The following is a 23,177-nucleotide window of genomic DNA, read 5'->3' as shown; positions in this document are numbered from 1 at the left end:
CACTCTGGGTAATCCAAAAATAAAAATAGGGAAAATGTATGCATCAACTAAAACTTGGCCGCACTATGCGTATCGCATTGTTCGGTGCAGCCACTGCGCTCTGTAGCTTACCTGGGCTAGCTGCCAAAGGAGACGAAGGGGTACTCTCTGCAGCCACTTTTAAAGGGTTAGAGCTGAGAAATATTGGCCCTGGCTTTATGTCAGGTCGTATTGCTGATATCGCCATTGATCCCCAAGATACTAGTGTCTGGTATGTAGGGGTTGGCTCCGGCGGAGTATGGAAAACGCATAATGCAGGCGTGACCTGGCAACCCGTTTTTGATGATCAGCCCGTTTACTCAATCGGTGCAGTAGTGTTGGACCCAAATAATAGTAATACCGTTTGGGTAGGCACGGGTGAAAACGTCGGCGGTCGCCATGTCAGCTTTGGTGATGGTATCTATGTCAGCCATGATGGTGGCGCAAACTGGACCAATATGGGGCTGAAAAACTCCGGTCATATTTCTGAGATCATTGTACATCCAACGGACTCAAATACACTCTGGGTTGCTGCACAGGGCCCACTGTGGAGCAAAGGTGGTCAACGTGGTCTGTACAAAACCACCGATGGCGGAAAAACCTGGGATAAAGTGCTGGGTGATAATGACTGGACCGGCGTGACCGATGTGGCCATCGACCCACGTGATCCTAACGTATTGTATGCTGCTACCTGGCAACGGCACCGTACCGTCGCTGCCTATTATGGCGGTGGTCCGGGTTCCGGCTTACATAAATCCACAGATGGTGGCAAAACCTGGCAAAAGTTGGCGCAAGGGTTACCGAAAGGAGAAATGGGCAAGATAGGCCTTGAAGTTTCCCCAATAGACCCGGATGTCGTGTACGCCGCCATTGAATTGAATCGCCGTACAGGCGCCGTGTATCGTTCGGCTGATCGGGGTGCGTCTTGGGTTAAAGGAGCCGATGCCGTTGCTGGTGGTACCGGACCACATTACTATCAGGAACTCTACGCCAGCCCTCACCATTTTGATCATATCTACCTGGCTGGTGTACGTTTGCATGAGTCCAAAGACGGTGGCAAATCTTTTAAACGGATGGAAGAAAAGGATAAGCATGGTGATAACCATGCCATGGAATTTATTGCCGGTGATAAGAACTACATGATGGTGGGGTCCGACGGTGGTTTATATGAAAGCTTCGACAGTGGTGTGCACTGGCGCTACCACGAAAATCTGCCGGTGACTCAGTACTATAAGCTGGCGCTGGATGACGATAAGCCGTTTTACAATATTTACGGTGGGACACAGGACAATAATACACAGGGTGGCCCGTCTCGTACTCTAAACAGCCACGGTATTCTCAACACTGACTGGAAAGTGGTGTTGTTTGGTGATGGTCACCAGCCAGCCACAGAGCCGGGTAACCCGGATATTGTGTATGCGCAATGGCAGCAGGGCAACCTGACCCGCTACGATCGCACCACAGGTGAGATAGTTTATATTAAGCCTCAGCCGGGTAAGGGGGAAAAGCCTGAACGCTTTAACTGGGATGCCCCCATTCTGGTTAGTCCACACAAACCTTCACGGTTGTACTTTGCCTCACATAGGGTTTGGCAGTCGGAAGACCGTGGTGACAGCTGGACACCTATCTCGGGTGATCTGACTAAGAATCGAGAACGAATTCATCAGCCTATCATGGGTGGTAAGCAGGGCTGGGATGGTGCCTGGGACATGTTTGCGATGTCACAATACAGCACTATTACATCCTTGTCTGAATCTCCCCTGGTGGAAGGTCTGCTGTATGCCGGTACCGACGATGGCCATATTCAGATCACTGAAAATGGGGGTAAGTCCTGGCGTAAAGTGGATGTTAAGCGATTGCCTAAGGTACCAAATACGGCATTTATCAATGACATCAAAGCCGACTTGTTCGATCCTGACACGGTTTATATTGCGCTGGATAACCACAAGTTCGGCGACTATAAGCCTTACTTACTAAAAAGTACTAACCGTGGTAAGTCCTGGAAGTCAATTGCTAGCAATTTACCTGACAAGCACCTGGTTTGGCGTGTAGTACAAGATCATGTCGACCCGGATCTGCTGTTCGCTGGGACTGAATTTGGTTTGTTCTTTACTGTCGATGGCGGTAAGCGTTGGGTGGAGCTGACGGGTAATGTTCCGACGATTTCGTTCCGCGACTTGGCTATCCAGCGTCGTGAAAATGACCTGGTGGGGGCCAGCTTTGGCCGGGGTTTCTTTGTTCTGGATGACTATCGGGCGTTGCGTAACCTGTCAGAAGACAAGCTGGAGCAGGGATCTTTACTATTCCCAACCCGTGATGCGCTATGGTATATCGAGCGCAGCCCGCTCGGTGGTGGTGAAGTGGGCACTCAGGGTGGTAACAAATACCGTGCACCGAATCCGGATTTTGGCGCCACCTTTACCTACTATCTGAAAGACGACATCAAGAGTCTCAAGGCACAGCGCCAGGCAACAGAAAAAGCACTGAAAGAAGACGATAAGTCGGTGGGTGTACCAGCATGGGAAAAACTTGAAGCTGAGGTGCGTCAACAGCAACCTGCCATTTGGTTCACTATTCGTGATGAGCAGGGTAATGTGATCCGTAAGGTACAGGGTAAGGCCAAAAAAGGCCTGCATCGGGTTAACTGGGATCTGCGTTGGCCTGCGCATCAGGCCATAGGCGTACAGGGCAATTATTTCTCACCTGACCCGCAAGGCCCACTTGTGACGCCGGGCACTTACAGCGTTAGCATGAGCAAAGAGGTTGATGGCCAAATCACCCAATTAGAGGCACCACAAACCTTTAAAGTGGTGCAGCTGCACCAGCGTAATGCCCTAAAGGCCATTGATGGCGAAAAAGTGGCCGCATTCTGGAAAGAGTTGGCTAATGTACAGCGCGTAGCCAGCGCTACTGGTCAGGCATTGGGTAAAGCCGTGAAGCGACTGGATATGCTTGAACAGTCGCTGGATCGTACCTCAGTCGCCCCTGGTGAGTTTGATAGCCAGTTTGCGACTATCCGCAGCCAGTTACTGGCACTGGATAGCCGCCTGAATGGTAACCCTGCTAAAAACCAGGTGGGTGCCTGGAATGACGAGGCCACAGTAGGTGACCGTTTGTTCCACGCACTGATTGGCACCAGTTACTCGACGTACGGTCCGACCCCTGCTATTCGTACTAGTGTGGATCTGGCAACGGAAGAACTCAGAGCGATCCGCAATGAACTGCAGACTATTCTGAGCGAGACTATTCCTGCGTTTGAGCAGCAATTGCAAGCCAAAGGGGCACCTTGGGTCCCAGGTCAGTCATTGCCAAAGATTTAATCTGTCACTACATTTAGAAAACGAAGAAAAGGGCTCAGCTGAGCCCTTTTCTTTTATCACGTGAAGGAATACATCTGTGTACATGTTCAGCTCGAGTTGGTTAAATTAATAGTCGCTCTGTTAAGTAAATCAGAGTCCTGTGGTGCTTTTACTGGCCTGGGACACACGCTTACTGAAATTAAATTAAGGACGAGGTGCAAAAATGACAAACATCCGATTGGCAACACAGCAAGATTTATCCGGTATTGTGAAATTGTATAAAGAGTTACGTGGACATGATCCTCATATGAGCGAGCAGGTGCTTGAATCGACTTGGGCTGAGATGCTGAATAACCCGGGAGTGAGTATCGTGGTTGCTGAGGTAGACGGCCAGCTGGCATCAACTTGTCAATTGGGTGTGGTACTGACACTTACCAACGGGTGCCGCCCATTTGGCATCATTGAACATGTCATTACCGCGGAGTCGTTTCGTCGTCAGGGGCTTAGTGAGCAGGTGCTCGAAAAGGCGTTGTCGTGTGCCTGGGAGCAGGATTGTTATAAGGTGATGTTGTTGTCTGGCGCGACCAGAACCAGCGCGCATAAGTTGTATGAAAAGGTGGGATTCAAATCGGGTGTAGAAAGTGGGTTTGTTATTAAGAGCCCGGTTCAGACAGCGTAAGACTCTGCTACGTTGTTGCTATGTGGCATGGATGTGTCACTCGGTGTGTGGCATAAATTTGTCTGTATGATGTTCGTCTCATAGGTGTTATCCGCCAAAGTTACTATTTTATTTATGAATATCTCAAATTTATGGTCCACCGGACTTGAGCAGGACAAACCCCAGGAAATGGGGGCCGTGCTGGCCGAGTATTTTAACCCTTATTTAAATAAGCAATTTGCACTCAAGCTGATCAGCCCCGATGATTTGCCCCGCTTTTGCCGCTGGATGAATGATCCCCGGATTGCGCATTTCTGGCAACAGGCCTGGAGTGAAGAAAAACAATGGCAGTACTTGAGTGACAAATTAGCCGATGCCCACACTTTGCCTTTGATAGGATACCTTGACGAGCAGCCTTTCGCTTATCTGGAGGTATATTGGGCGGCGAAAGACAAGCTGGCACACTACTATGAAGCCGACACTTATGACCGCGGGATACATTTGTTAGTGGGTGAGCAAAGTTGCCGAGGACCAAATAATTTTCGAGGCTGGATGACCAGCCTCAGTCATCTGATCTATCAAAGTCAGCCACAGACTCAGCGCATTGTGCTGGAACCCAGAGCCGACAATGCGCGCCTGATGACCCGCATGGCAGAGCTCGGTTATGACAAACAATTCGAGTTTGATTTCCCCCATAAACGTGCTGCATTATTGATGGCTCATAAAGCGCATTTCTATGAACATATCTTCGCGGCATACGGTGCGTGCGAACCTGCTGTTTAGAACATTGGCATACGCTATGTGAATGTGTATGGTGTGCTTATATATCTGTAAAGGAATCGATCATGGACCATACACAAGCCCACACTTACCTGCTCAATAAACCCTTTTCTTCTGTCGGGCAACCCTTTGGACCAGGTGTGGATGTGTTTAAAGTGAAAGACAAAATGTTCGCCACCTTGTCACCGGGCAGATATAACGAAGGTGAAACGTGCCATTGGTGGCTAAATTTGAAGTGTGACCCGGATGAAGCACAGGCATTGCGGGATATTTTTGAGGCTGTGATCCCCGGTTATCATATGAATAAGCGACTTTGGAATACGGTGATCCTGGACGGCTCAGTGCCCCGCGGAGAAATTGAGCGCATGATCGATAACTCATTTCTACTGGTGGTGCAGAAGATGTCCAAAAAACAGCGAGAGGCTGTATTGCTGCACCTTTAGTGTTTTAATCACAATTGGGTTATTCTTGTTTCCGAGTAGGATAATAACAATTACATAACACTATGCGCTACCAGTTCGATGACTTTGAGTTCGACAGTATTGATTTGATATTGCTTCGTGCGGGCACCGCACTTGCTATTCGCCACAATGAAGCAAAATTACTGGCTCTGTTACTGGCAAATACCCACAGAGTGTTGAGTAAAGAGGAAATTCTGGATCAGGTCTGGCAAGGCAAAGTCGTCTCTGAACAGGCGGTGTTTCAGAATATCAGTCATTTACGCGCCTTATTTGGCAACGATGCGATCAAAACCTTTGCTAAGCGAGGTTACCAGTGGCAGCGCCAGGTAACAGCGGTGAACGCCGCCCCGATATCACGCCCTCTTACCACTGCGGACACTGTTCATACGCCTGTGACCGCGACACCCGCTGACGCTCCATCACGCCACAGAGTCAGCAACTGGCTGGGGGTATCACTTATTTCCTTATTGGTGTTGCTGGCGGTTATCTTTGTGATGCAGCGCGATGAAGCGCAATCGACAAACTTTTCAATAACTTATTTGCCATTTGAAGGCACAGAACCTGAGCTGTGGCAACTACAAGACACCACACAGCTGAATTTTACGTCCCTTACTACGCTTTCTGCGGCGCATTTCAGGACATCGCAGGAACTGGTGTATCCAGAGGTGGCAGAGCAGCATCCGGTGATCCTCACAGCCAGTGCGCGTCAGATTGATGCGCTTTGGTATCTGACTTTCTGGCTCAAAGGCCCGGCAGGTCAGTGGCAGGGGGGGCTGCATGGTGCAACCCCAAAAGCCGTGCAGCAGAAGCTCTATCAGCATCTCAGTCAGCCGGTCGTTGCATCTTTGTTGCAACATGCCCATTCACCTGACCTTAAGCTGGCCATGCTGACGCAGGCCCATCAGCGGACACCTGAAGATTTGATCCTATTGGGGGCATTGGTCAATGCGTATCTGGATGTACAGGAATTAGAGAAGGCGATGGCCATGGCTGAAAAACTGGCCGTGCTGGCCAAAGCACAGACTAATTCACAGCAAGAGGGTCGCGCTCTGGCGTATCAGGGTGAGATTTTGTTACGCAAAAACCTGGTCGACCTCAGTCTGATAAGACTGGACGCCGCATTGCAGGCGCTGGAGATCAGCCAGGATCTGAGAGCTCAGGCAGACGTCTTGCACAGTCGTTCCTGGTTGCATCATTTGCAGCGGGATTATGAGCAGGTTAAAGCGAGCCTGCTGCATTCCGCACAACTGGCCCGACAGACACAGGACATTGCCAGAGAGTTAGATGCGCTGACTTACTTGTCGATAATGGCGAGTAAAAACCAGCAAGATGATGATAAGTATCTTTATTTAAGGCTGGCAGAGGAAAAAATGCGGCACTATGAGCTGCCGGTTTACCACTTTGCTAAAGTGCCTTTCCACTATGCTATTTTTGCAGACAAGCCCGCTGACAAAGAACCACACTATCGGCGCGTGCTGGAATATACGGCACTGACACCGAATCATTGGGTGGCTCAGTCCAGCCGTAAATTTTTGGTTCGTTATTATTTGCGTGAAGCGCGTTTTGAGGAGGCTGAATCACTGATCTCCAGTGTACGTCAGGATAATGCAGAAAATGCTTATCTGTCAGTCATGTACGCGGCAGCCGTGCAAACTCAGGCTGAACTTTTGCCCCTGGCGTTGCGTGCCTTTGAGCTGGCTCAGTTGTCAGGAGATCGCCGGATTGGTCTCGATGTGGCGTTGCTGTTATGTCAGATGCCAGTTGAGTCTGGTGTGAATAGCGATTTTTATGCGCAGTATATCAGTGAGCATGCGACGTCAGACTGGCGAACGCAGAATGAAGCACAGTTGCTGGCACTCAATTTGATGGCCGCAGGCAGATAGGTAGGGGATGTACATGTCAGACTCAGAGACAATGAGAGTTTCTCATTTAGAACAACTAAATAGCAAAATTTTTGCCTTGTTATCGACCCTATTTTCTCGCCTCAAAATAGATCACTTAATTAAGCAAATTGGTATTAGTAGACAAAGGGGATCAGCTTTTTGGTTTTGGCTGAGTATTGGTCGAATTTCTCGCCATAACGCTCAGACAAGTAGCCATCAAGTGCCGGAATATGGAAACTGATAAACGAGTACGCCATAAAAAAGGGCAGCAACAGCGTCCAGAAGTTATAGCTGAGTAAGCACCAGCCCGTGAACAGCACGACATCACCAAAGTAGTTGATGTGCATTGAATACTTGAACAGACCCTCTGTGTAGCATTGGCCTTTGTTTGCTGGATTTTGTTTCCACCATTTTCGTTGGATCTCAGAACCACTGTTCAGATATGAGCCAACGGCCAGCAGAACCAGCGCCACGATGTCCAGAGTACCAAATGGGATCACTTCGCTTCTGAATGCACCACCGCCGACCAGTAACAGGCCTATTTCGAAAAAGGCCATGAAGCACAGCAAACCCAAAGCTTCTCCCCAGTCAATTCTGCGTTGCAGCAGGTAGAGTACTGTAATGGCATGGCGCAACCAGTAGACAAACACACAGGCCAGCATGAGCAGGGCTCTGTCGTTATCAACCAGCGTCCATTGTTGGCCAAATACTTGGCCAATCAGAGTCCAGCCGTCAGCTACTGCCAGCCAGGCACAGAAGAGCACTAAGCCAAAGTGCAGGCCGACAAAGGTCCACCTTTGCGCTATGGTGCGGCCATGCTCGCGATTGACACCACCACCGGCACTTTGACTGTCCGAGTTCTGATTTATTGTTTCCATATTTTTTCCTTCAATCATATTAACTTAGCTTTAGTCGATATCATCTACTGGAGCTCTGCGCTGAGTTCCACTGGCGCAGTTGGACGGGTGCGATAGATGACGTAGTTACACAGAGATATTAGTGCCAGTGTGGCAGTCCCTAGGGTGATCCAGGCCGCTTGACCGGTCTCGATGGCCCAGTACAAAATGAGGCCATATAACACTTGTGTGACGGCCTCCATAGGCAGGCCTAGCTTGGCGCCATCGAACACTAAGCCGTTAAAGTGACAGAGCCAGAAAAACAGCAGGGACAGGCTCACTAAAGGCAATGTGGGTAGCTCGCCAAAATAACTCATCAGATAGGTAAACAGCACCACAATACTGCTAAAGCGCACGAAGGCAGTCCATTTGGTGCGTTTACAGATGTAAGGGTCTTTTGGCTTAAAGTCTTTGGACTTTACTTTGGCGGTGAGCGAGTAGAAATCGGCTTTATTGGCGTTTTTAGGAAGCCAGGCTGGTGGCGCAAAAATAGAGCACAACACCTCAAACACAGAACGTGAGCATTTAATTTTTTGCCAGATGGTTTTGAGGTAATAAGAGTTGATCACCAGTGGACTAAAGCTTGGGTATGATTCACGCACACCGTACACCACCGGATCGCTCTCCAACTCTCGCTGATAGGTGCCAAACAGGCGATCCCAGATGATTAAGATGCCCCCATAGTTTTTGTCGATATACTGACGGTTACGCGCATGATGGACGCGGTGCAAAGAGGGGGTATTAAAAATTTTGTCTGCGCGAGGGGTTTTTTTCAGGTATTTGGTGTGAATACAAAATGCCCAGATAATTTGGGTATAGCTGGCGGCCAGAAATACTTCCAGCGAAATGCCCATAAATGCCATAGGGATAAAGGTCATCCACATGGTCAGTTCGGTGAAATAGCTGATCCGAATGGATACGCCAAAATTAAAATTCTCCGCCGTATGGTGTACCAGATGGTCGGCCCAGAATAGCCCTATCATATGATGGAAGCGGTGGTTCCAGTAATACAAAAAGTCATAAACTAAGAATGCGAGTAAATAAATCAGCGGGTTGCTCTGATCCAGATCGACCAGTCTGTACTCGTTGTAGACCAGGGTGTACAGGGCAACCACGGCGAGCAAAAAGATAAACGACAAGCCCAGATTGCCCAGTGCAATGGTGGCATTGGTTAGGGTGTCATTGAGGCGGTAGTTTTTTTGCTTTCGCAAAAAATTGATGGTTGCCAGAATAAAAAGCGGGCCCAGATAAAAGGGCAGGGTATACATTACTTCTTCGGTAAAGTTGAGATCCATGTTAATCCCTTAGTGTGTTGTCTTAATTAGTTGAGGGCAGCAGCCAACAGGCTTGCTGTCTTTTTATGATGCATATGTCATAAGCATCGACATATGGAATAAAATAACTTTGTAAATTTATATTAACATTGATTTATCCTTAATTTCACTAATTTTGTTTGCTGTTCCTTGCCATTACACCTTACCCCCTTTGTATACAGGGGTTGTAGGCGAATGCCCAATAGAAAATGGTGGTTAACATTGTGTTTTTTAAATGTGAATAGAAAATGGATGTGGAATAAAGAATCCCTGCTGTTTTATGCTCAGGAATAAAAATAGAGTGTTTGCTCAATGTTTTTCAGTTCAGGCCGATACGGTGTGCGGGATATAAAAAAGGAAATGAAAACAATGACTAAATATGTATTACCTCTGCTAGGGTTGATGGCGTCTGCCGCAGCGGTTCAGGCTTCAGACACAACAACACTGGTCAGTCAGAATTTTGATGATGGCTATGTCGGTTTGTTTGTAGCAGACGGCGCATTGAGCCAGTTTGCAGCAACTCCGCTGTCACCCATCAGCGGCGCAAAGAGTCTGGCGATGACCAGCGAAGGCCATTATCGGGTCGGTACTGAGGCGCTGATCATGCGAACGCTCCCCGAGGTGAGTCGTTTGAATGCGTCGTTTGATATTGCGATGCCACTATCCGATAGTGAAAGCCGCAACCCCTACACCCTAGTGCAGTGTGTGTTTGAGATAGAATATGCCGATGGCAATGTGTACGAGTCTTATGTTTCACGTAATGATGAAGTACCCACGTATCAGGACAGTATTTATTCTCATGACTGCCAGGTAACCTTGCCAGCGGGCAAAGCCATTCACAAAGTTACTTGGTTTCTTGACAGCTACGCTTTACCCAATGAAATCGTCTACCTGGACAATCTTGAGATAACACTCGAAGAGGGGAGCCATCAAAGCAATGCCGAAGTGGAATTGTTCTCACCAGGGCAAGACTTCTCGACGCTCACCGAGGCGCAGGTTGACGCCTTTTTTAGTCATGCTCCCACTTTGACGCATGCTAATGGGGTGGCAAGTTTGCGTTTAAACCAGACTGCATCCGGCAGTTATGCTACGCGCTTTCACCTTGCTGCGCCTGACTTCTCTCATACTCACCCTGAGTATATGATCTATCAGGCTAGCATTACCAACCCAGGTTCGCAGCCGGTAAATGCGCAGCTTTATAGCAGTGCCAGTTATCAAAAGCAGTTCCGCAATGTTGATCACAGTGCTGCCTTTGCGCCTAGTTATTACATTGCACCAAATAGTACCACCGTGGTGCCGATTATTGTTGACCTGGGTAGTGATGGCTTGACCACAGAGATTACCTCTACTGAGCTGCGTATTACCGCGGACGGAGCTGTGTCCTTAAATAGTCTGACGCTGCTTTCCGGTACCAGCTTGTCGGATGGTTTGGTGACGATCTCGACGTCAGGGTTTGAAACTGATACCGGCGGATTTACAACACGTTCGCCGCAAGACGTTACCCTGAGCAATCAGAATCTTCAGGTCATCAGTGGTGAGCAAAGCCTGGGGTTTGAGATGAGTCCGTGGCGCCAGGCTAGCTTTACACATTACTTTGGCTGGGGCGAAAAATATTATGCGGATAAAGTCTATACCCAGTTGGCTGTACAGCTGATGGAAGCGCAAAAAGACACGCCCGTCAGAGTGTGTACAGACGTATATTACATGAATGGTGCACATGATAGCCATTGTGAAGAGCGCATGCTGGGGGTGGGCAGTTTTCAACTGCATGAAGTTTACCCGGTCGACTCTTCGCGGCCGCTTTATCGCATGATTGTCCGGGTTCGGTCCTATGGTAGCGTTAGTATTAAAGGGGAAATGGATAATTTTGTGCTTGGATACTGGCCTGCAATCCCACCGCAGTAATCGTGGATCCTGTAAACGGGCACAGGTAAGTGTGTGCCCTTTTACCTACAGCATGGTTATCACAACGCCCTGCTGAGCGCGAGCCTGATTACCCTTCACTGAATTTTATGGTAGATACCATAAAATAGCGTTTCCCAGGACTTGCCCTCATTGCCTGAGGACTGCCAGTGCTGGTGTACTGTGTTATTCTTTTTGGGTTGCCAGGTGATGCGGTGTAAAACAGGCTTGCCTTCACTGTCCAGCCCCGGGCCTTGCAATACCATGCCGTCATTGTAGCGGTTGCCATTGAGTTGCAGCAGCAAACCGGCATTGTCGGTCCAGCTTTGATGCCAGTGTTGCTGTTGTTTATCGAAGATATTTAAACTCTTACCTTTATACCCGGAAACTGCCTGATATTCCTCTAAAATGACACAGCCGTTGAGTATTTTGGTGATTTTACTATTGCCTGCAAACTGCCCCTTTGACATGACTCGCCATTCCCCTATCCAGAAATCAAAAGCATGATACTGAGGACTGTCACAGAGCGAGCGTGCACCTATGCTTGATGAACAGAGAAAGAGGGTGAGTAAGAGGCAATATTTGATTAGCATGTTAAGTCATAGTCCATACAGTCTGCTGGTTAATCAAAGTTAGAAACGCTTTTTCAGGCCTATGTTAAAAAGTAGCGCTTATTTCAATGAATGGGCAAACTTATGGGGCGCGTTTTCGTTATGTTATTGCAATTTGTGGAGGAATACTGACCTTAACAGAGCAGATTGCAAGTGCGGGGGAAACTTAGTTTCCCCCGCTTTAATGGTTAGTCGCGATTCAGCGCTAGCCAGTTGAGTTTCCAGTTGGTGTCGTGGGACTGAAGTTTCAGCGTATGCTCGCCTGCACTCAGGTAAACACGCTCTCCTTGTTGGGTTTGCCAGTCATGATAGCCACCGGTGCCCCTGACCGCGTGTTTTGAGACCGTTTTCCCGTTGATTTTGACAGAAAAGCCTTTGCCATCGCGTGGTCCGGCAATCCGATAACTCAGACGATAGTGACCACTTTGATTGACTGTGATCTGGTAGTCAATCTCAGCACCTTCGGCAATGCCACCGCCACCGGTCAGATTGAATCTCCCCTCCGTATCTGAGGTTCTGTCGGTATTCGCGCCAGTGACGGTGTGCGCATATTCAGCTTCGATGCGGCCCGGAACTGTAAGCGCTTTACCTTGGGTTTTGACCAGATTACTGTAGTTGCTTTGCAGGTTGCGACGTACGGCTACCACAGCATATTCGTAAATATTGGGCGAGGCATTGGCATCGATAAACTGCGTGTCGATGACGTTGTCGGCAATCAGTTCAAACATAGAGCCTGCGCTGTAATTACGATAAACCCGGTAGCCAAAAATATCTGTTTCTTTGCTACTATCCCAGCTGAGCATCGCTTTACCATCGATTTGGGAAAGCGTCAGGTTAGTAACAGGCTGGGGATAAGCAAACTGCTGATCCCGGCGTTTTTGTTCCTGCTGTTGCGCAAAGGCAAGCTGCCGCTCGAATTGACGAGTTGCTTTGCCGGGCTTGGGCGCCTGGCCATCCAATGCGATGCGAAAGCCCTCGGCGGCACCCGCAAAGTCTTCAGGCATCCCACCGCGTTGTGTTACAGGCCAGATATTCCAGTGCCAGCTACTGCCGCGTGTAGAGCGTGTTTCACACTGGTCTGACTGGAATGTTCGACCATCAGAGTGGGCATTATTGTAGTTGTCTTGATAGCAGTCACCCATAAACTCTGCGACATTGCTCAGCATGTCATGCAGACCATATGGGTTGGGTTTGTACATGCCGACGACGCTGGCATAGGTCGCATGATCAACACAATCGGCAAAGCCATCAACGAAGTTGACATAAGAGCTGTTAGTGGAGCGTTGTAGCTCATTTTCTCCGCTCAGGTCGGCGGTGTTCTCATATTGACAAACAGAAGGGTGTTTCGGGTCATTGCCAAAATAAAATCGGCTTGTGACAGCGCCGCGAGCTGCATATTCCCACTCTGCTTCACTGGGCAAACGGTAGGGTTTCCCGGTCGTTTTTGCTAACCAGTCAACATAGGCTTTTGCACCTGCCCAGCTTACGCAGATAGCAGGCTGAAATTCATTGTGGGTCAAGCTGTTATTATCCCAGCTACCGGGCGTATTGCCGATGAACCAGTTGTCCAGTTGGTGATAACAGGCCTGTGGAGCCTCAAAGCCGGTGGCCTTTATAAAGCGTCGATACTCTCTGACGGTGACCTCGTATTTCCCCAGGCTGAACTCGGGCAGGGTAACAGTACGGACGGGTTGACTGTTTTCGTTTTCTTTACTGCCCATGTCAAAGCTGCCCGCCGGGACAGTCACCATGATGGGTTCAATGGGAGTAAGGGGTTTGCCAGCTAGTGCGGGTACACTGGCCAGTAGCACTAAGCAGGTAGAATAGGGAAGAGTCGCTTTCATCATTATTTTTCCTGTAAAAAAGACGGCTTCACCATGCCTAACCTGAACGGGAGAAATCCTAGCGAATTTTTACAAAGTGAGGAAAATAGAAATATTCTAGAACGATTTGGCGATAAGGCTGGGTTTAAGTTTTTGACTTTTATTCTTATTTTTATTTAACACACATGGTGAAAACGAAATGGAAAGTGGGACGGAAATGGCAGGAGTGCAATTGAAAAGTGATTTGTGTGGAGAGTCTGGCCGCAGGGCGCGGCCAGACAGTCCTTTTTATTGCTCTGCGGCCTGCTTCGCCAGGTACTCGTCGTACGTGCCCTGGAAGTCAATGATCTGACCGTCTTTGATTTCCCAGATACGAGTCGCCAAAGAGGAGACGAACTGGCGGTCGTGCGATACGAAGAACAAGGTGCCTTCGTATTGCTCCAGTGCCATATTCAGTGATTCGATAGATTCCATGTCCATGTGGTTAGTTGGCTCATCCATCAGCAGAATGTTTGGCTTGTGCATCATCAGTTTGCCAAACAGCATTCGGCCCTGCTCACCTCCGGAAATCACTTTCACTGATTTCTTAATGTCGTTTTGCGAGAACAACATACGACCGAGGAAACCGCGAACCACCTGCTCGTCGTCACCTTCCTGTTGCCATTGCTCCATCCACTGGAACAGGTCCAGGTCTTTCTCGAACTCGTCCGCGTGATCCTGAGCATAGTAACCAATGTTGGCATTTTCTGACCATTTAAACGCCCCCGATTTTGGCGCCATGCGGCCAGCCAGGGTATTCAGCAGGGTGGTTTTACCCACGCCGTTTTCACCGATGATCGCGATTTTTTCACCCACCTCAACCAGGCCATTGAGGCCGCTGAACAGCACGTCTTCATAGCCTTGTGACAGGGTTTCCAGCTCCAGTGCATTCCGGAATAGCTGCTTGGACTGTTCGAAGCGAATAAACGGATTCTGACGGCTCGACGCTTTAACTTCTTCCAGCTGGATCTTGTCAATTTGCTTGGCACGCGATGTAGCCTGCTTCGCTTTTGAAGCGTTTGCCGAGAAGCGTGATACAAACTGTTGAAGTTCAGTTATCTGGGCTTTTTTCTTAGCGTTGTCAGCTAGCAGACGTTCCCGCGCCTGAGTGGCTGCAAGCATATATTCGTCGTAGTTGCCCGGATAAATGCGTAACTCGCCGTAGTCGATATCAGCCATATGCGTACACACAGAATTCAGGAAGTGACGGTCGTGCGAGATGATGATCATGGTGCAGTCGCGCTGGTTTAGTACATCTTCCAGCCACTTGATGGTATAGATGTCGAGGTTGTTGGTTGGTTCGTCGAGCAGCATGATGTCCGGTTCGGCAAACAGTACTTGTGCCAGCAGCACTCGCAGTTTCCAGCCCGGTGCCACTTCTGACATAGGTCCGTAATGTTGTTCTGTCGGAATGCCCACGCCTAACAGCAGCTCACCCGCTTTGGCTTCAGCCGCATACCCATCCATTTCGGCAAATTGGGTTTCCAGATCCGCCACTTTCATGCCGTCTTCTTCACTCATCTCCGGCAAAGCATAAATGCGATCACGTTCTTGTTTGATTTCCCACAGCTCTTTGTGGCCCATGATAACGGTATCGACCACTGAGAATTCTTCGTAGGCAAACTGATCCTGGTTCAGCTTGGCAATGCGCTCATTCGGGTCATAAGACACGTTACCTGCGCTGGCTTCAAGCTCTTTGCTGAGGATCTTCATAAAGGTTGATTTACCACAGCCATTGGCGCCGATAAGACCATAGCGATTACCGTCGCCAAATTTAACCGAGATATTTTCAAACAGTGGCTTAGCGCCAAACTGCATGGTGATGTTGTTACAAGACAGCATAAGGGGTGCTCATTAAATTCAATTGCCGCGATTTTAGCATTAAATCGCGGCAGGGGGGGAGCAAGGTGCGGGTTTATACACAAAGATTATTTGCTAACTGGTGTAGGGTCAACGCGACTGTTTGCTCGGTTAATTGAACGTACTCACAATTCGGTGTGATCTGTTCACCGACAACATAAGCTTGCTGGGCGGCTTCCAGCATTGCAATGTCGTTGACATCGTTACCAAAACACACGGTTTGCTGCATATCCAGGCCAAGCTCTAGCAGCGCTGTGAGCTTGTTGCTGCGTGCGGGCACCAGATCAAAACAATGGTGGCCATTATGATGATAGATTTCAAAGCTGTTCAGGGTCTGCTTACACATGTGCTTGACCTGATCATGATGCGCATCTTCCAGGATCAGGAGTTTGACTATGGGCTCATGTCTTAGGGTCTGATTGCAGCCTGGCGGGATACCGAGCTCGGCCACATGCTGATGAAAATGATGAGGCTTATCGGAGATGGCATACTGCCAGTGACCATCAAATAAATACGCTATCTGGTGGTTGTCGAGCCAAGCAAGTAAGGCTCCCACCTGAGCCGGGTCGAAGCTGTGTGCTTTGACCACCGCTTTGTTTTGACTGAACATAGCGCCATTGCAGCCAATAATAGGGTGGTGCCAGAAGCACTCAGGCAAGACGGGGAGCGTATCTCTTAGTGGTCGGGCTGTGGCGAAGTATACGTTACCACCACTGCGCTCAAGTGCTAACAGGCCATCCCTTATGTCGTCATGCATGCGTTGGGCTTGGAATACGGTCGTGCCATCTAAATCAAAAACAAAATTCATCGTTACATCCAGGTACAAAAGAGAGCGTTTACTTTGCCAAACTAACCACTTAATATTTTAGTTATTAGCTCATTGTTTATATATATTGGCTCCAATTGACCGTCAATACCGGAAAACCCGTACCGATCCGATTTGCACTGAATCAATCTGTACAGGTTAAACACATCGAAAAACAAAAGGTCATGTTTGAGTGGCATCAGCATGATTGCTTCGAACTGATCCTGACTATCGGAGCACAGGGCAGTGGATTTATCGGTACTGCCATTCATGAATTTGATGACATTGACCTGGCGTTGGTGGCACCCGGAGTGCCCCATACCTGGGACAGTCAGGCACCCAATGATACGGCTGAGCTGGTTGTGGTCGTGCTATGGCCTAAGGCACTATTGGACTGCGCCATTGCGGAGCTGGCAGACTTGCAAGGCTGGCTTGAGCGTATTGAAAGTGGGCTGGTTTTCAGTCGGGATGCTGCTGAGCAGGTGCGTGAACAGTGTCTGGCGCTTCACAAGGCAAGCCCGGTTGGTCGGTTGACTTTGCTATGTGAGATACTGACGGAGCTGCGCGCCTGTCCTGCCAAAGGGATCCGGCTTGCTCATTCGCGTATCTCAGAGCGGTTAGCGCGTGTTCAGGCCTTCATTGCCAGTCAGGTTGACAATCCACCCAGTCAGGCTCAGTGTGCAGCGCATATCAATGTCAGCACCGCGACGTTAAAACGGTGGTTTCAGCAAGAACTTGGCTGTTCTTTTTCTCAATATTGCGCGCTACTGCGTTGTCAGCGTGCCCAGCATTTACTGGCAACTGAGCATCGGCCTATTGGGGTGGTGGCACAACAATGCGGCTTTGTCAGTGCAGCCTACTTTAATCAGTTTTTTAAAGCACAAACAGGCATGACACCCAGTGCCTATCGGCGTCAGTTTAGCTGGCGTAAGCGTTAGCTTTTGGGTTGCGTTGGGGGAGTTGGAAACAGTGTCAAATCATCCAGTATGACCAGCTGTTCGCTGTTTTCATCCAGCGTAAAGCGTAACTGGCAAGGGTCACAGGTAAGCGCCTTTTGGTCCAAGTAGTGTGGAGAGACTTCTAGGTGATATTTTCCCTGCTTTAACTTGTCAAAAAAGAAAAAGCCATCTGATTCTGTGTAGATGATGGTTTGTTCACCGCTGGTTTCTCGGGTCAGTTGCAGCGCTACCCGGCCAGTGAGGTCTGCAAGTTTGCCGTCGTCATTACGCAGGGAAATGATGCCCTCAGCTTCGAATTGCAGGTGAAAAGGAACGTCAACAATGGGCTGAGCACCTGGATGCAGGTCGGCTTCTATGAGTCCAAACTGAGGTTGTAAGTACAGGACGTCCAACTCATTGTGTTCTACTTCCAGTGTCACAGGACGATTTGCGGGTAGGTGAAGCACTGTTCTGGCTTGTGGATGAGAAACAGTGTCAACCTTGTTGCCATGCATCATCACGGCAATATCAGGTAAATATTGGTCTTGTTCATCAAAACGTTGGTTGTTATTACGATCGTAAAACGCGCGCAGCTTGACAGAGCTGCTCTGTCGGCCACTTTGGCTGCTGATGGTGCTAAGCGGTCTTGATCCGTAAAACGAAAATGAGCAAGACAAGCCGAATTGCCAGCCATTGCTTTCATGGTAGGTGGCACTGGCATTGACAGCCATCGCATCGAAGGTTTTCGACAATGTAAAAGACGTGGCATTACGGCGCTGAGTGAAGGAGCGGCGCAGTTGCAAAGAGCCGTGATAGCCGTTGAACTGATTGGCGTAACTGAGCGCCAGAGCATGTTGTTCAAACAAGCCGGTTGACTTGTTCCAATTAAACCTCGCTCTGCCCCAGCTGCCAAACAAGCTACCAATCATAGAGTATTGCTGCTCATGCGCGTCATCTCCCCTAATTTGACTGACGTTTGTGCTAACACTTCCTGAGTCTGCCTGGTAGCTGAGGTAGCCATCAACAGATTTATAATGTAATTCATTTATCTGGCTGAGGCCTAAAGTTGAACTAAGCTGCCAGCGATTGAATGTCTGCTCATAATTCAGCGTATTGATATTTTCCTTACCAAACTGACCATAACCACGCTGGGACGCAAGGCTTAAAGTTTGTGTGGTACTCAGTGGGGTCAGCCATTTCAGATCATAGTGGAACTGCTCATGTCCGCCCGCTTTGAGGCTCCATTTGGCATCGCTTGATCTATTTGCCCGCTCCCAGCCCAGATACCATAAGAATGTTTTCTGGCGGGGGTTTTCCAGCCATTCGCCACCAAGGTTTATTTCGTCCCGGGCACTGGCGACATAGTTCAATTGTGAGTTGAGGTATTTTTCCTGTGGGTTAAAACGTCTTTTTTTGAGTATGGATGCTTTGGTTGTGTAGGCCGTTAAGTTGGTATACCACTGCCCGGGTTTATAGCCAGAGTGCGCCTGATGGGAGACTGCCCGGCGAACGCGTTTTCCGTCTGGCGACTGGATCATCAAGTGATAACTGTGATTCGAGTTAAACACCTGGAGCGGCCGAAAGCGGTACTGACCATTGGCTGTTACCCGCACCAGGTCAAACAGCACATCATTGCGATAGAGCTCGACGTCACTGCCAGGTTCCGCATAGCCCTGGATGATGAGAGGTTTACTCGCGCTGCTGTGCGTCGCCCCATATTGCACGCCCAGACCGCTTCCGCCGGTTTGCAGCAGTGCGCCTGTGATACCCTGCAAATCGCCAAACTGATATTCGCTCAGCTCTGTGAGACTGCGGGAGAGCTGGAAACGTCCGTTGCGTTTATCGTTGTCTGAGTCAGTGAGTGTTATTTGTGCCTGATGGTGCGCCAGATCCTGGTTGACTGAAACATAGGCCGAAGCACTGGAATTTTGTTTGCTATCAGATGCAGACAGTTGCACATCGACATAAGGTGCTGTGTACCATTGATACTGGTCGTTCAAAACAAGCTGGTTGGCGCGTTTTCGCTGCATTGCAGCAAGGATATTTTTTCGCGCCTCGCGTTTTTTTTCCTGTGAACTGGGGTGTCTTTCCTGAGTGTCAAAAACCAGCACCTGAGTGCGCGTATTAAACTCTGAATCAATGCCGAGTGCCGCCAGTATGTCAAGCCGGATATGAGGCTCTCCATCTAACGTAACCCAGTGTGTTTCATCCAGTTCAATATCGATTTTCTCACCCCAAAGTTCACCGGACAAGCGTTTGCCTGGAGGGTCAATAAAGAGGTGGCTAACGAGCAAGGCATTGAGATTATTCTGGGATAAATAATAATCTTCGTAGTTGTCGGTGAGTAACTCTGCCCCTTCGGGAAAGTTTTGCTGGTCGACATACAGATCAGCAAATACAAAGTCGGCAATATCGCCTACTTCCCGGGCTGAAGTGTGCGAGCAATAAAATGACAATAGAAAGAATAAAACGTATAGATACTGCATGGTAAAGGCCCGGCTGGGCCGGGCCTTTAAGGGAACTTGGTGATATTACTGGTAAGCTGCAACAAAGTCATAGCTAAATGATTTGGTACCAGGTGCATTGATTGCGACATCTTTATCGTCCAGTACAATGCTGGCTGCGAATGAGACGCTGGCTTCACCTGCGTTATCAAGCTGAGCACCTGCTGTCATGTCTGTCATGGTAAAGCGAAGTCCATCCTGCGTCTGATCTGGCGCGGAAAATGTGTAGACAACTTGTGCGTGAGGCGTGCCTGATACGGTAAAAGTGGCGCGTTTACCACCAACGTTGGCATCGTTACACAGGGCGGATGCGATTGGGTTTGGCATTGGTGTTTCTATGGCGTAACAAGAGTCACCGTTTTTCGACGCTTCGTTCACCAAAAGCTCAGGAAAGCTCATAGCGGTTGTTTGTGCAATTTGTAGTGGTGCGCGCTCAACCACCAGGTTAACATCAACCTGATAAGTCGCTGCGGCTGAACCAAAACTCATAACTAACAGTGCAAGTGTGCTGGAGGCTTTTTTAAACATTGTTTATTTCCTTAATTATTATTGATATAGCGCAGTAACTGTGTAGCTGAAAGCGTATTCTCCGCTGCCTGTTTCATGAGCGTTACTGAGCGTTATAATACCTCCTGCACTAAATGTGCCAACTCCACTTTTTTTTATTCTTACGCGCTTACTAAAGCCTCCTGATTTATTCTGTACGGTAAAGGTAAGACCTTGTTTGGTTTCATTGCCAAAAACGTGTATGTCCACGTAGCTTCTGGGCTCACCGCTAATTTCAAACTCTGCTTTGTAGCCTCTTAATCCCGGACAAAGTGACTTTTTTACGGCTTTTTTATTTTTTTTGCCATTGGCCTTACAAAAAGCCCCATCCCAGGTTGCGGGTGTCTGTTTTAGCTGGGGAAACGTCATGGGCGCCAATAAATTGATACTGACCCCATTAAATTGACCGGCCTGGCGTTGCTGCTGCTTCAGATATGTCAATGTATCGACACTTTGCGCAGACGCGACTAACCACACTCCAGTCAATAAGCCGACAGCCATTACTTCAGCAGGTCCTCTGTGATGGTGACGTCGAGTGATTTTAGCGGTTCTTTAGATTCCACATCTTCCAGCTGAATTGTCAATTTTTTGCTGGCAACCTCTTTATATTCAATCGGTAGTGTCATATCTCGTTGACTGAGCTCTGGGTATAAGCTGAATTGATTCACCCGAAAAAGCTCTTCTTCAGCCTCTTTGACGACCAGGTTTGCACTGGTATGCCCCGGGCCTTGTTTGTTCAGTCTGACTATCAGGTTGCTGGCATCTTTACTGAATGTAATGTCGCCAATCGACAACTCAGTGACTGAGGAAGTGTTTTTGATGAAAACGGGAATGACAACCTTGTAATTGGCTTTAACCTGAATAGCGCCACTTTGCTCCGTCGGGTCATCACCACTAAGTGCTTCAACCATGAGGTGTGCACGAAACTCTCCTTCCGGGATTTTGCCTTTTTTCATTAGTCGAACTTTCTGAAATTGTTTGGGCAAAACATCTTTGGCAACACGCGGCCCGACTCGCAAGTAAGGCTTGGCAGAAAACTCATATTGCTGTGCAAACTTCAATATGCCTTCTTTATCCATTTGCATGTCGATAAGCGATATCCGGTAGCTTTGCAGGCTATCAGAGGTGTTATAAATGCGCAGCTCGCCACGGCGCATGTCCTGATCCAGAACTACCCTATGTCTGTCGAGTTTAAAGGTTGAGGCCCATGCCTGGGAAACGAACACCGTTACTAGCAGTACCAGTGTGAAAAATCTTTTGGTCATACATCGTGCTCTGTGAGTTATTAGTGTAATGAGCTTGGCTAAGTGTTCGGTATCATATCCTAATTAGATTTGGCTGCAACCTTTGCACAGTGCGCCCGACAAACAACAAACAAAGGCGCATTCCCTGTGTTCGTTTTACTCTTCAACAGAGTGGTTATTGTTGACGGCACTATTCTGTGTGGACTGGTTCGTATCAACGGACGAGATAGTCGCTTGGCGCATACTGCCAAAGTAAGTGAGGTTACCCAGGTAATCAGGTACTTCGCGTTCACTGTTAAATTCGCGAATGCGCTCAATCTGTTGATCATGAAATGCTTGTAAAATTGGAGTGATTGCCTGATTGGCCCAGTTTTCTAACGCATCTGAGCGGATAAACTGATCTTCAAATTGCGCTGCATCATCCAGTAGCTGACTCCACAGTTGTCGTTGAATTTGTGGCGGCGTATCTGCCACATGTTCCAGTGCATCATTGATCCACCCCAGTCCATATTCATCATAAGCGGTCAAAATATCAGAATAGAGACGTCCACGATCAGAGTCACTTGGCGGCAGGTCTTGTTGCACCACCATGTCGTTGTTTTCGCTCTGGTAGTACTGACGGTGGGCAGACAGGTCGACTTGCTGACTCAGGTAAGCAAAGATATTCGGCTCGCTGTCTTTGTCAGCTTCATCCAGCATCTCGAGCATGCTGTGCTTCTCAAAAGGTTTAATGACTGTGGCCATATCCAGTACGCCCCGACTTTGCTCAAAGGTACTTTGTTGCAGGTGGGTATTCAGCGTACTGAGATCTTCGCCTTTGAACTTACCGCTGATTAGTAAATCACTGAAGGTGTGCAGCAGCTCAACCTCTTCCACGGGTTGACTGAATTTGTGTTTCCAGAACTTATCGCGGTCATATGAGGCCATCAGCAAATGCTCCTGACCATGCTCATCAAGACTCACTGGTGAATTTGGGGCCTGATAGCTTGCACCTTGTTCGCGCAGACTGGCAAGGGTTGCAATGGTATCTCCCAGCACGTCATCAGACAAAGCCGCGAGTGCGTCGACGAGTTGGTCTGGCACCTGGTTTCGTCTCTGTTCAGAAAAAATAGGGGTACTGCCAGCGTCTATTAATATATCTGCAAGTTGAGACAGCGCTTCATCATCTAGCCGTTCAGCGATGGACAGCAGAGATTTACTGGGTTTAATGTGCTCGAGTTTATTCCTTTGCTCGGGTGACAGACGGTCAAGTTGGGCGAGAAACGCATTGATGTCTTCTGTGTCGCTCAGGTCGCCATAAGCATACTCTTTACTCAGCTGACCATGTTCCGTGTCTGCACTATGCTGGCTGACAATATGAAAACGCTTAAAGCCAACATAGTCAGACCGCTCAGCACTGGGTCTTGGATAAGTGAAAGGCGAGGCTGGACGGTTCGGGGTTTCCGGGAGCAATGTTTTTAAGTGCTCGTCTGTGATAGGTGTTCCTGAGTCGGCAATCTCTGCGTGATCTGTAGCCTGTACTTCCTGAGCACTGCGGGTTTGCCGGTCAAAGAGGTGGTCTGTCCGATTGGAGTAAGTGTGAAAGTGTAGCTTCATA

General features: G+C 48.7%; 18 protein-coding genes. 7 read left to right on the top strand and 11 right to left on the bottom strand.

The genetic code is table 11. From position 1 onward, the window contains the following. Positions 1 to 38: 38 nt before the first annotated feature. The 5 genes from MHN31_RS22170 to MHN31_RS22150 all read left to right on the top strand — a co-directional run bounded on the left by MHN31_RS22170 (position 39) and on the right by MHN31_RS22150 (position 7,099). Positions 39 to 3,338 carry a glycosyl hydrolase gene (locus MHN31_RS22170; RefSeq protein WP_194867941.1) on the top strand — a complete coding sequence of 1,100 codons (3,300 nt, stop codon included), beginning with the start codon at positions 39 to 41 and terminating at the stop codon, positions 3,336 to 3,338. 202 nt (positions 3,339 to 3,540) lie between these two features. After that, a complete protein-coding gene (locus MHN31_RS22165; RefSeq protein ID WP_239445348.1) occupies positions 3,541 to 3,996 on the top strand; it encodes a GNAT family N-acetyltransferase in 456 nt (151 codons plus the stop codon). 114 nt (positions 3,997 to 4,110) lie between these two features. Further along, complete coding sequence (locus MHN31_RS22160) at positions 4,111 to 4,758, top strand: GNAT family N-acetyltransferase (protein WP_239445347.1); 648 nt, start codon at positions 4,111 to 4,113, stop codon at positions 4,756 to 4,758. Positions 4,759 to 4,820: 62 nt separating this feature from the next. Further along, positions 4,821 to 5,198 carry an MmcQ/YjbR family DNA-binding protein gene (locus MHN31_RS22155; RefSeq protein WP_125562802.1) on the top strand — a complete coding sequence of 126 codons (378 nt, stop codon included), beginning with the start codon at positions 4,821 to 4,823 and terminating at the stop codon, positions 5,196 to 5,198. A 62-nt stretch (positions 5,199 to 5,260) separates the two neighbouring features. Then, the gene (locus MHN31_RS22150; RefSeq protein WP_239445346.1) at positions 5,261 to 7,099 is read left to right on the top strand and encodes a winged helix-turn-helix domain-containing protein; all 1,839 of its coding nucleotides are present in this window, start codon (positions 5,261 to 5,263) and stop codon (positions 7,097 to 7,099) included. A 134-nt stretch (positions 7,100 to 7,233) separates the two neighbouring features. Here MHN31_RS22150 and MHN31_RS22145 read toward each other — a convergent pair whose 3' ends face one another. Together MHN31_RS22145 and MHN31_RS22140 are read right to left on the bottom strand one after the other, a co-directional pair. Continuing rightward, complete coding sequence (locus tag MHN31_RS22145) at positions 7,234 to 7,977, bottom strand: DUF1295 domain-containing protein (protein ID WP_239445345.1); 744 nt, start codon at positions 7,975 to 7,977, stop codon at positions 7,234 to 7,236. Between the two features lie 44 nt (positions 7,978 to 8,021). Continuing rightward, entirely contained in the window at positions 8,022 to 9,290 is a 1,269-nt protein-coding gene (locus MHN31_RS22140) for a sterol desaturase family protein (protein WP_239445344.1), read from the bottom strand. Between the two features lie 387 nt (positions 9,291 to 9,677). Between MHN31_RS22140 and MHN31_RS22135 the strand changes: the two genes are divergently transcribed. Continuing rightward, positions 9,678 to 11,213 carry a hypothetical protein gene (locus MHN31_RS22135; protein ID WP_239445343.1) on the top strand — a complete coding sequence of 512 codons (1,536 nt, stop codon included), beginning with the start codon at positions 9,678 to 9,680 and terminating at the stop codon, positions 11,211 to 11,213. A gap of 95 nt (positions 11,214 to 11,308) precedes the next feature. Here the strand turns inward: MHN31_RS22135 and MHN31_RS22130 are convergent, their stop codons facing one another. The 4 genes from MHN31_RS22130 to MHN31_RS22115 all read right to left on the bottom strand — a co-directional run bounded on the left by MHN31_RS22130 (position 11,309) and on the right by MHN31_RS22115 (position 16,351). Continuing rightward, a complete protein-coding gene (locus MHN31_RS22130) occupies positions 11,309 to 11,680 on the bottom strand; it encodes a hypothetical protein (RefSeq protein WP_138538612.1) in 372 nt (123 codons plus the stop codon). Positions 11,681 to 12,009: 329 nt separating this feature from the next. Continuing rightward, the gene (locus MHN31_RS22125; RefSeq protein WP_239445342.1) at positions 12,010 to 13,668 is read right to left on the bottom strand and encodes an SUMF1/EgtB/PvdO family nonheme iron enzyme; all 1,659 of its coding nucleotides are present in this window, start codon (positions 13,666 to 13,668) and stop codon (positions 12,010 to 12,012) included. Positions 13,669 to 13,932: 264 nt separating this feature from the next. Continuing rightward, complete coding sequence (locus MHN31_RS22120) at positions 13,933 to 15,525, bottom strand: ABC-F family ATPase (protein ID WP_239445341.1); 1,593 nt, start codon at positions 15,523 to 15,525, stop codon at positions 13,933 to 13,935. A 73-nt stretch (positions 15,526 to 15,598) separates the two neighbouring features. Continuing rightward, on the bottom strand, positions 15,599 to 16,351 hold the full coding sequence (locus tag MHN31_RS22115; RefSeq protein ID WP_239445340.1) for an HAD-IIB family hydrolase: 753 nt from the start codon (positions 16,349 to 16,351) through the stop codon (positions 15,599 to 15,601). A 95-nt stretch (positions 16,352 to 16,446) separates the two neighbouring features. On the opposite strand from MHN31_RS22115, the gene MHN31_RS22110 reads away from it, so the two are divergent. Then, complete coding sequence (locus MHN31_RS22110) at positions 16,447 to 17,286, top strand: AraC family transcriptional regulator (protein WP_239445339.1); 840 nt, start codon at positions 16,447 to 16,449, stop codon at positions 17,284 to 17,286. Here MHN31_RS22110 and MHN31_RS22105 read toward each other — a convergent pair. From MHN31_RS22105 to MHN31_RS22085, 5 genes are all read right to left on the bottom strand, one after another. Beyond that, positions 17,283 to 19,772, bottom strand: coding sequence for a hypothetical protein (locus tag MHN31_RS22105; RefSeq protein ID WP_239445338.1), 2,490 nt, complete (start codon positions 19,770 to 19,772; stop codon positions 17,283 to 17,285). The two genes, MHN31_RS22110 and MHN31_RS22105, sit on opposite strands and share 4 nt — an antisense overlap. Before the next feature lie 45 nt (positions 19,773 to 19,817). Then, on the bottom strand, positions 19,818 to 20,318 hold the full coding sequence (locus MHN31_RS22100) for a DUF4402 domain-containing protein (protein WP_049863537.1): 501 nt from the start codon (positions 20,316 to 20,318) through the stop codon (positions 19,818 to 19,820). A gap of 18 nt (positions 20,319 to 20,336) precedes the next feature. After that, positions 20,337 to 20,837, bottom strand: a complete 501-nt coding sequence (locus MHN31_RS22095; protein ID WP_125562784.1) for a hypothetical protein — start codon at positions 20,835 to 20,837, stop codon at positions 20,337 to 20,339. Then, entirely contained in the window at positions 20,837 to 21,601 is a 765-nt protein-coding gene (locus tag MHN31_RS22090; protein ID WP_125562782.1) for a hypothetical protein, read from the bottom strand. Before MHN31_RS22090 ends, MHN31_RS22095 begins: the two co-directional genes overlap by 1 nt. A 135-nt stretch (positions 21,602 to 21,736) precedes the next feature. Then, positions 21,737 to 23,176: a hypothetical protein gene (locus MHN31_RS22085; protein ID WP_239445337.1), complete on the bottom strand. Its 1,440-nt coding sequence runs from the start codon at positions 23,174 to 23,176 to the stop codon at positions 21,737 to 21,739. Position 23,177: the final 1 nt, after the last annotated feature.

Origin of the sequence: Pseudoalteromonas sp. McH1-42, assembly GCF_022347845.1 — a bacterium.
Classification (GTDB): Bacteria; Pseudomonadota; Gammaproteobacteria; order Enterobacterales; family Alteromonadaceae; genus Pseudoalteromonas; species Pseudoalteromonas rubra_D.
The sequence above is the reverse complement of the archived record's forward strand: the minus strand, read 5'-3'. Positions and strand labels throughout refer to the sequence as shown.

Bases quoted from the DNA above. Each gene is read 5' to 3' on its own strand.
- MHN31_RS22160 (WP_239445347.1), top strand. From the start codon at position 4,111: ATGAATATCTCAAATTTATGGTCCACCGGACTTGAGCAGGACAAACCC.
- MHN31_RS22130 (WP_138538612.1), bottom strand. From the start codon at position 11,680: ATGTCAAAGGGGCAGTTTGCAGGCAATAGTAAAATCACCAAAATACTC.
- MHN31_RS22150 (WP_239445346.1), top strand. From the start codon at position 5,261: ATGCGCTACCAGTTCGATGACTTTGAGTTCGACAGTATTGATTTGATA.
- MHN31_RS22135 (WP_239445343.1), top strand. From the start codon at position 9,678: ATGACTAAATATGTATTACCTCTGCTAGGGTTGATGGCGTCTGCCGCA.
- MHN31_RS22090 (WP_125562782.1), bottom strand. From the start codon at position 21,601: ATGACCAAAAGATTTTTCACACTGGTACTGCTAGTAACGGTGTTCGTT.
- MHN31_RS22165 (WP_239445348.1), top strand. From the start codon at position 3,541: ATGACAAACATCCGATTGGCAACACAGCAAGATTTATCCGGTATTGTG.
- MHN31_RS22085 (WP_239445337.1), bottom strand. From the start codon at position 23,176: ATGAAGCTACACTTTCACACTTACTCCAATCGGACAGACCACCTCTTT.
- MHN31_RS22115 (WP_239445340.1), bottom strand. From the start codon at position 16,351: ATGAATTTTGTTTTTGATTTAGATGGCACGACCGTATTCCAAGCCCAA.
- MHN31_RS22155 (WP_125562802.1), top strand. From the start codon at position 4,821: ATGGACCATACACAAGCCCACACTTACCTGCTCAATAAACCCTTTTCT.
- MHN31_RS22105 (WP_239445338.1), bottom strand. From the start codon at position 19,772: ATGCAGTATCTATACGTTTTATTCTTTCTATTGTCATTTTATTGCTCG.
- MHN31_RS22100 (WP_049863537.1), bottom strand. From the start codon at position 20,318: ATGTTTAAAAAAGCCTCCAGCACACTTGCACTGTTAGTTATGAGTTTT.
- MHN31_RS22145 (WP_239445345.1), bottom strand. From the start codon at position 7,977: ATGGAAACAATAAATCAGAACTCGGACAGTCAAAGTGCCGGTGGTGGT.
- MHN31_RS22120 (WP_239445341.1), bottom strand. From the start codon at position 15,525: ATGCTGTCTTGTAACAACATCACCATGCAGTTTGGCGCTAAGCCACTG.
- MHN31_RS22095 (WP_125562784.1), bottom strand. From the start codon at position 20,837: ATGGCTGTCGGCTTATTGACTGGAGTGTGGTTAGTCGCGTCTGCGCAA.
- MHN31_RS22170 (WP_194867941.1), top strand. From the start codon at position 39: ATGCATCAACTAAAACTTGGCCGCACTATGCGTATCGCATTGTTCGGT.
- MHN31_RS22140 (WP_239445344.1), bottom strand. From the start codon at position 9,290: ATGGATCTCAACTTTACCGAAGAAGTAATGTATACCCTGCCCTTTTAT.
- MHN31_RS22125 (WP_239445342.1), bottom strand. From the start codon at position 13,668: ATGATGAAAGCGACTCTTCCCTATTCTACCTGCTTAGTGCTACTGGCC.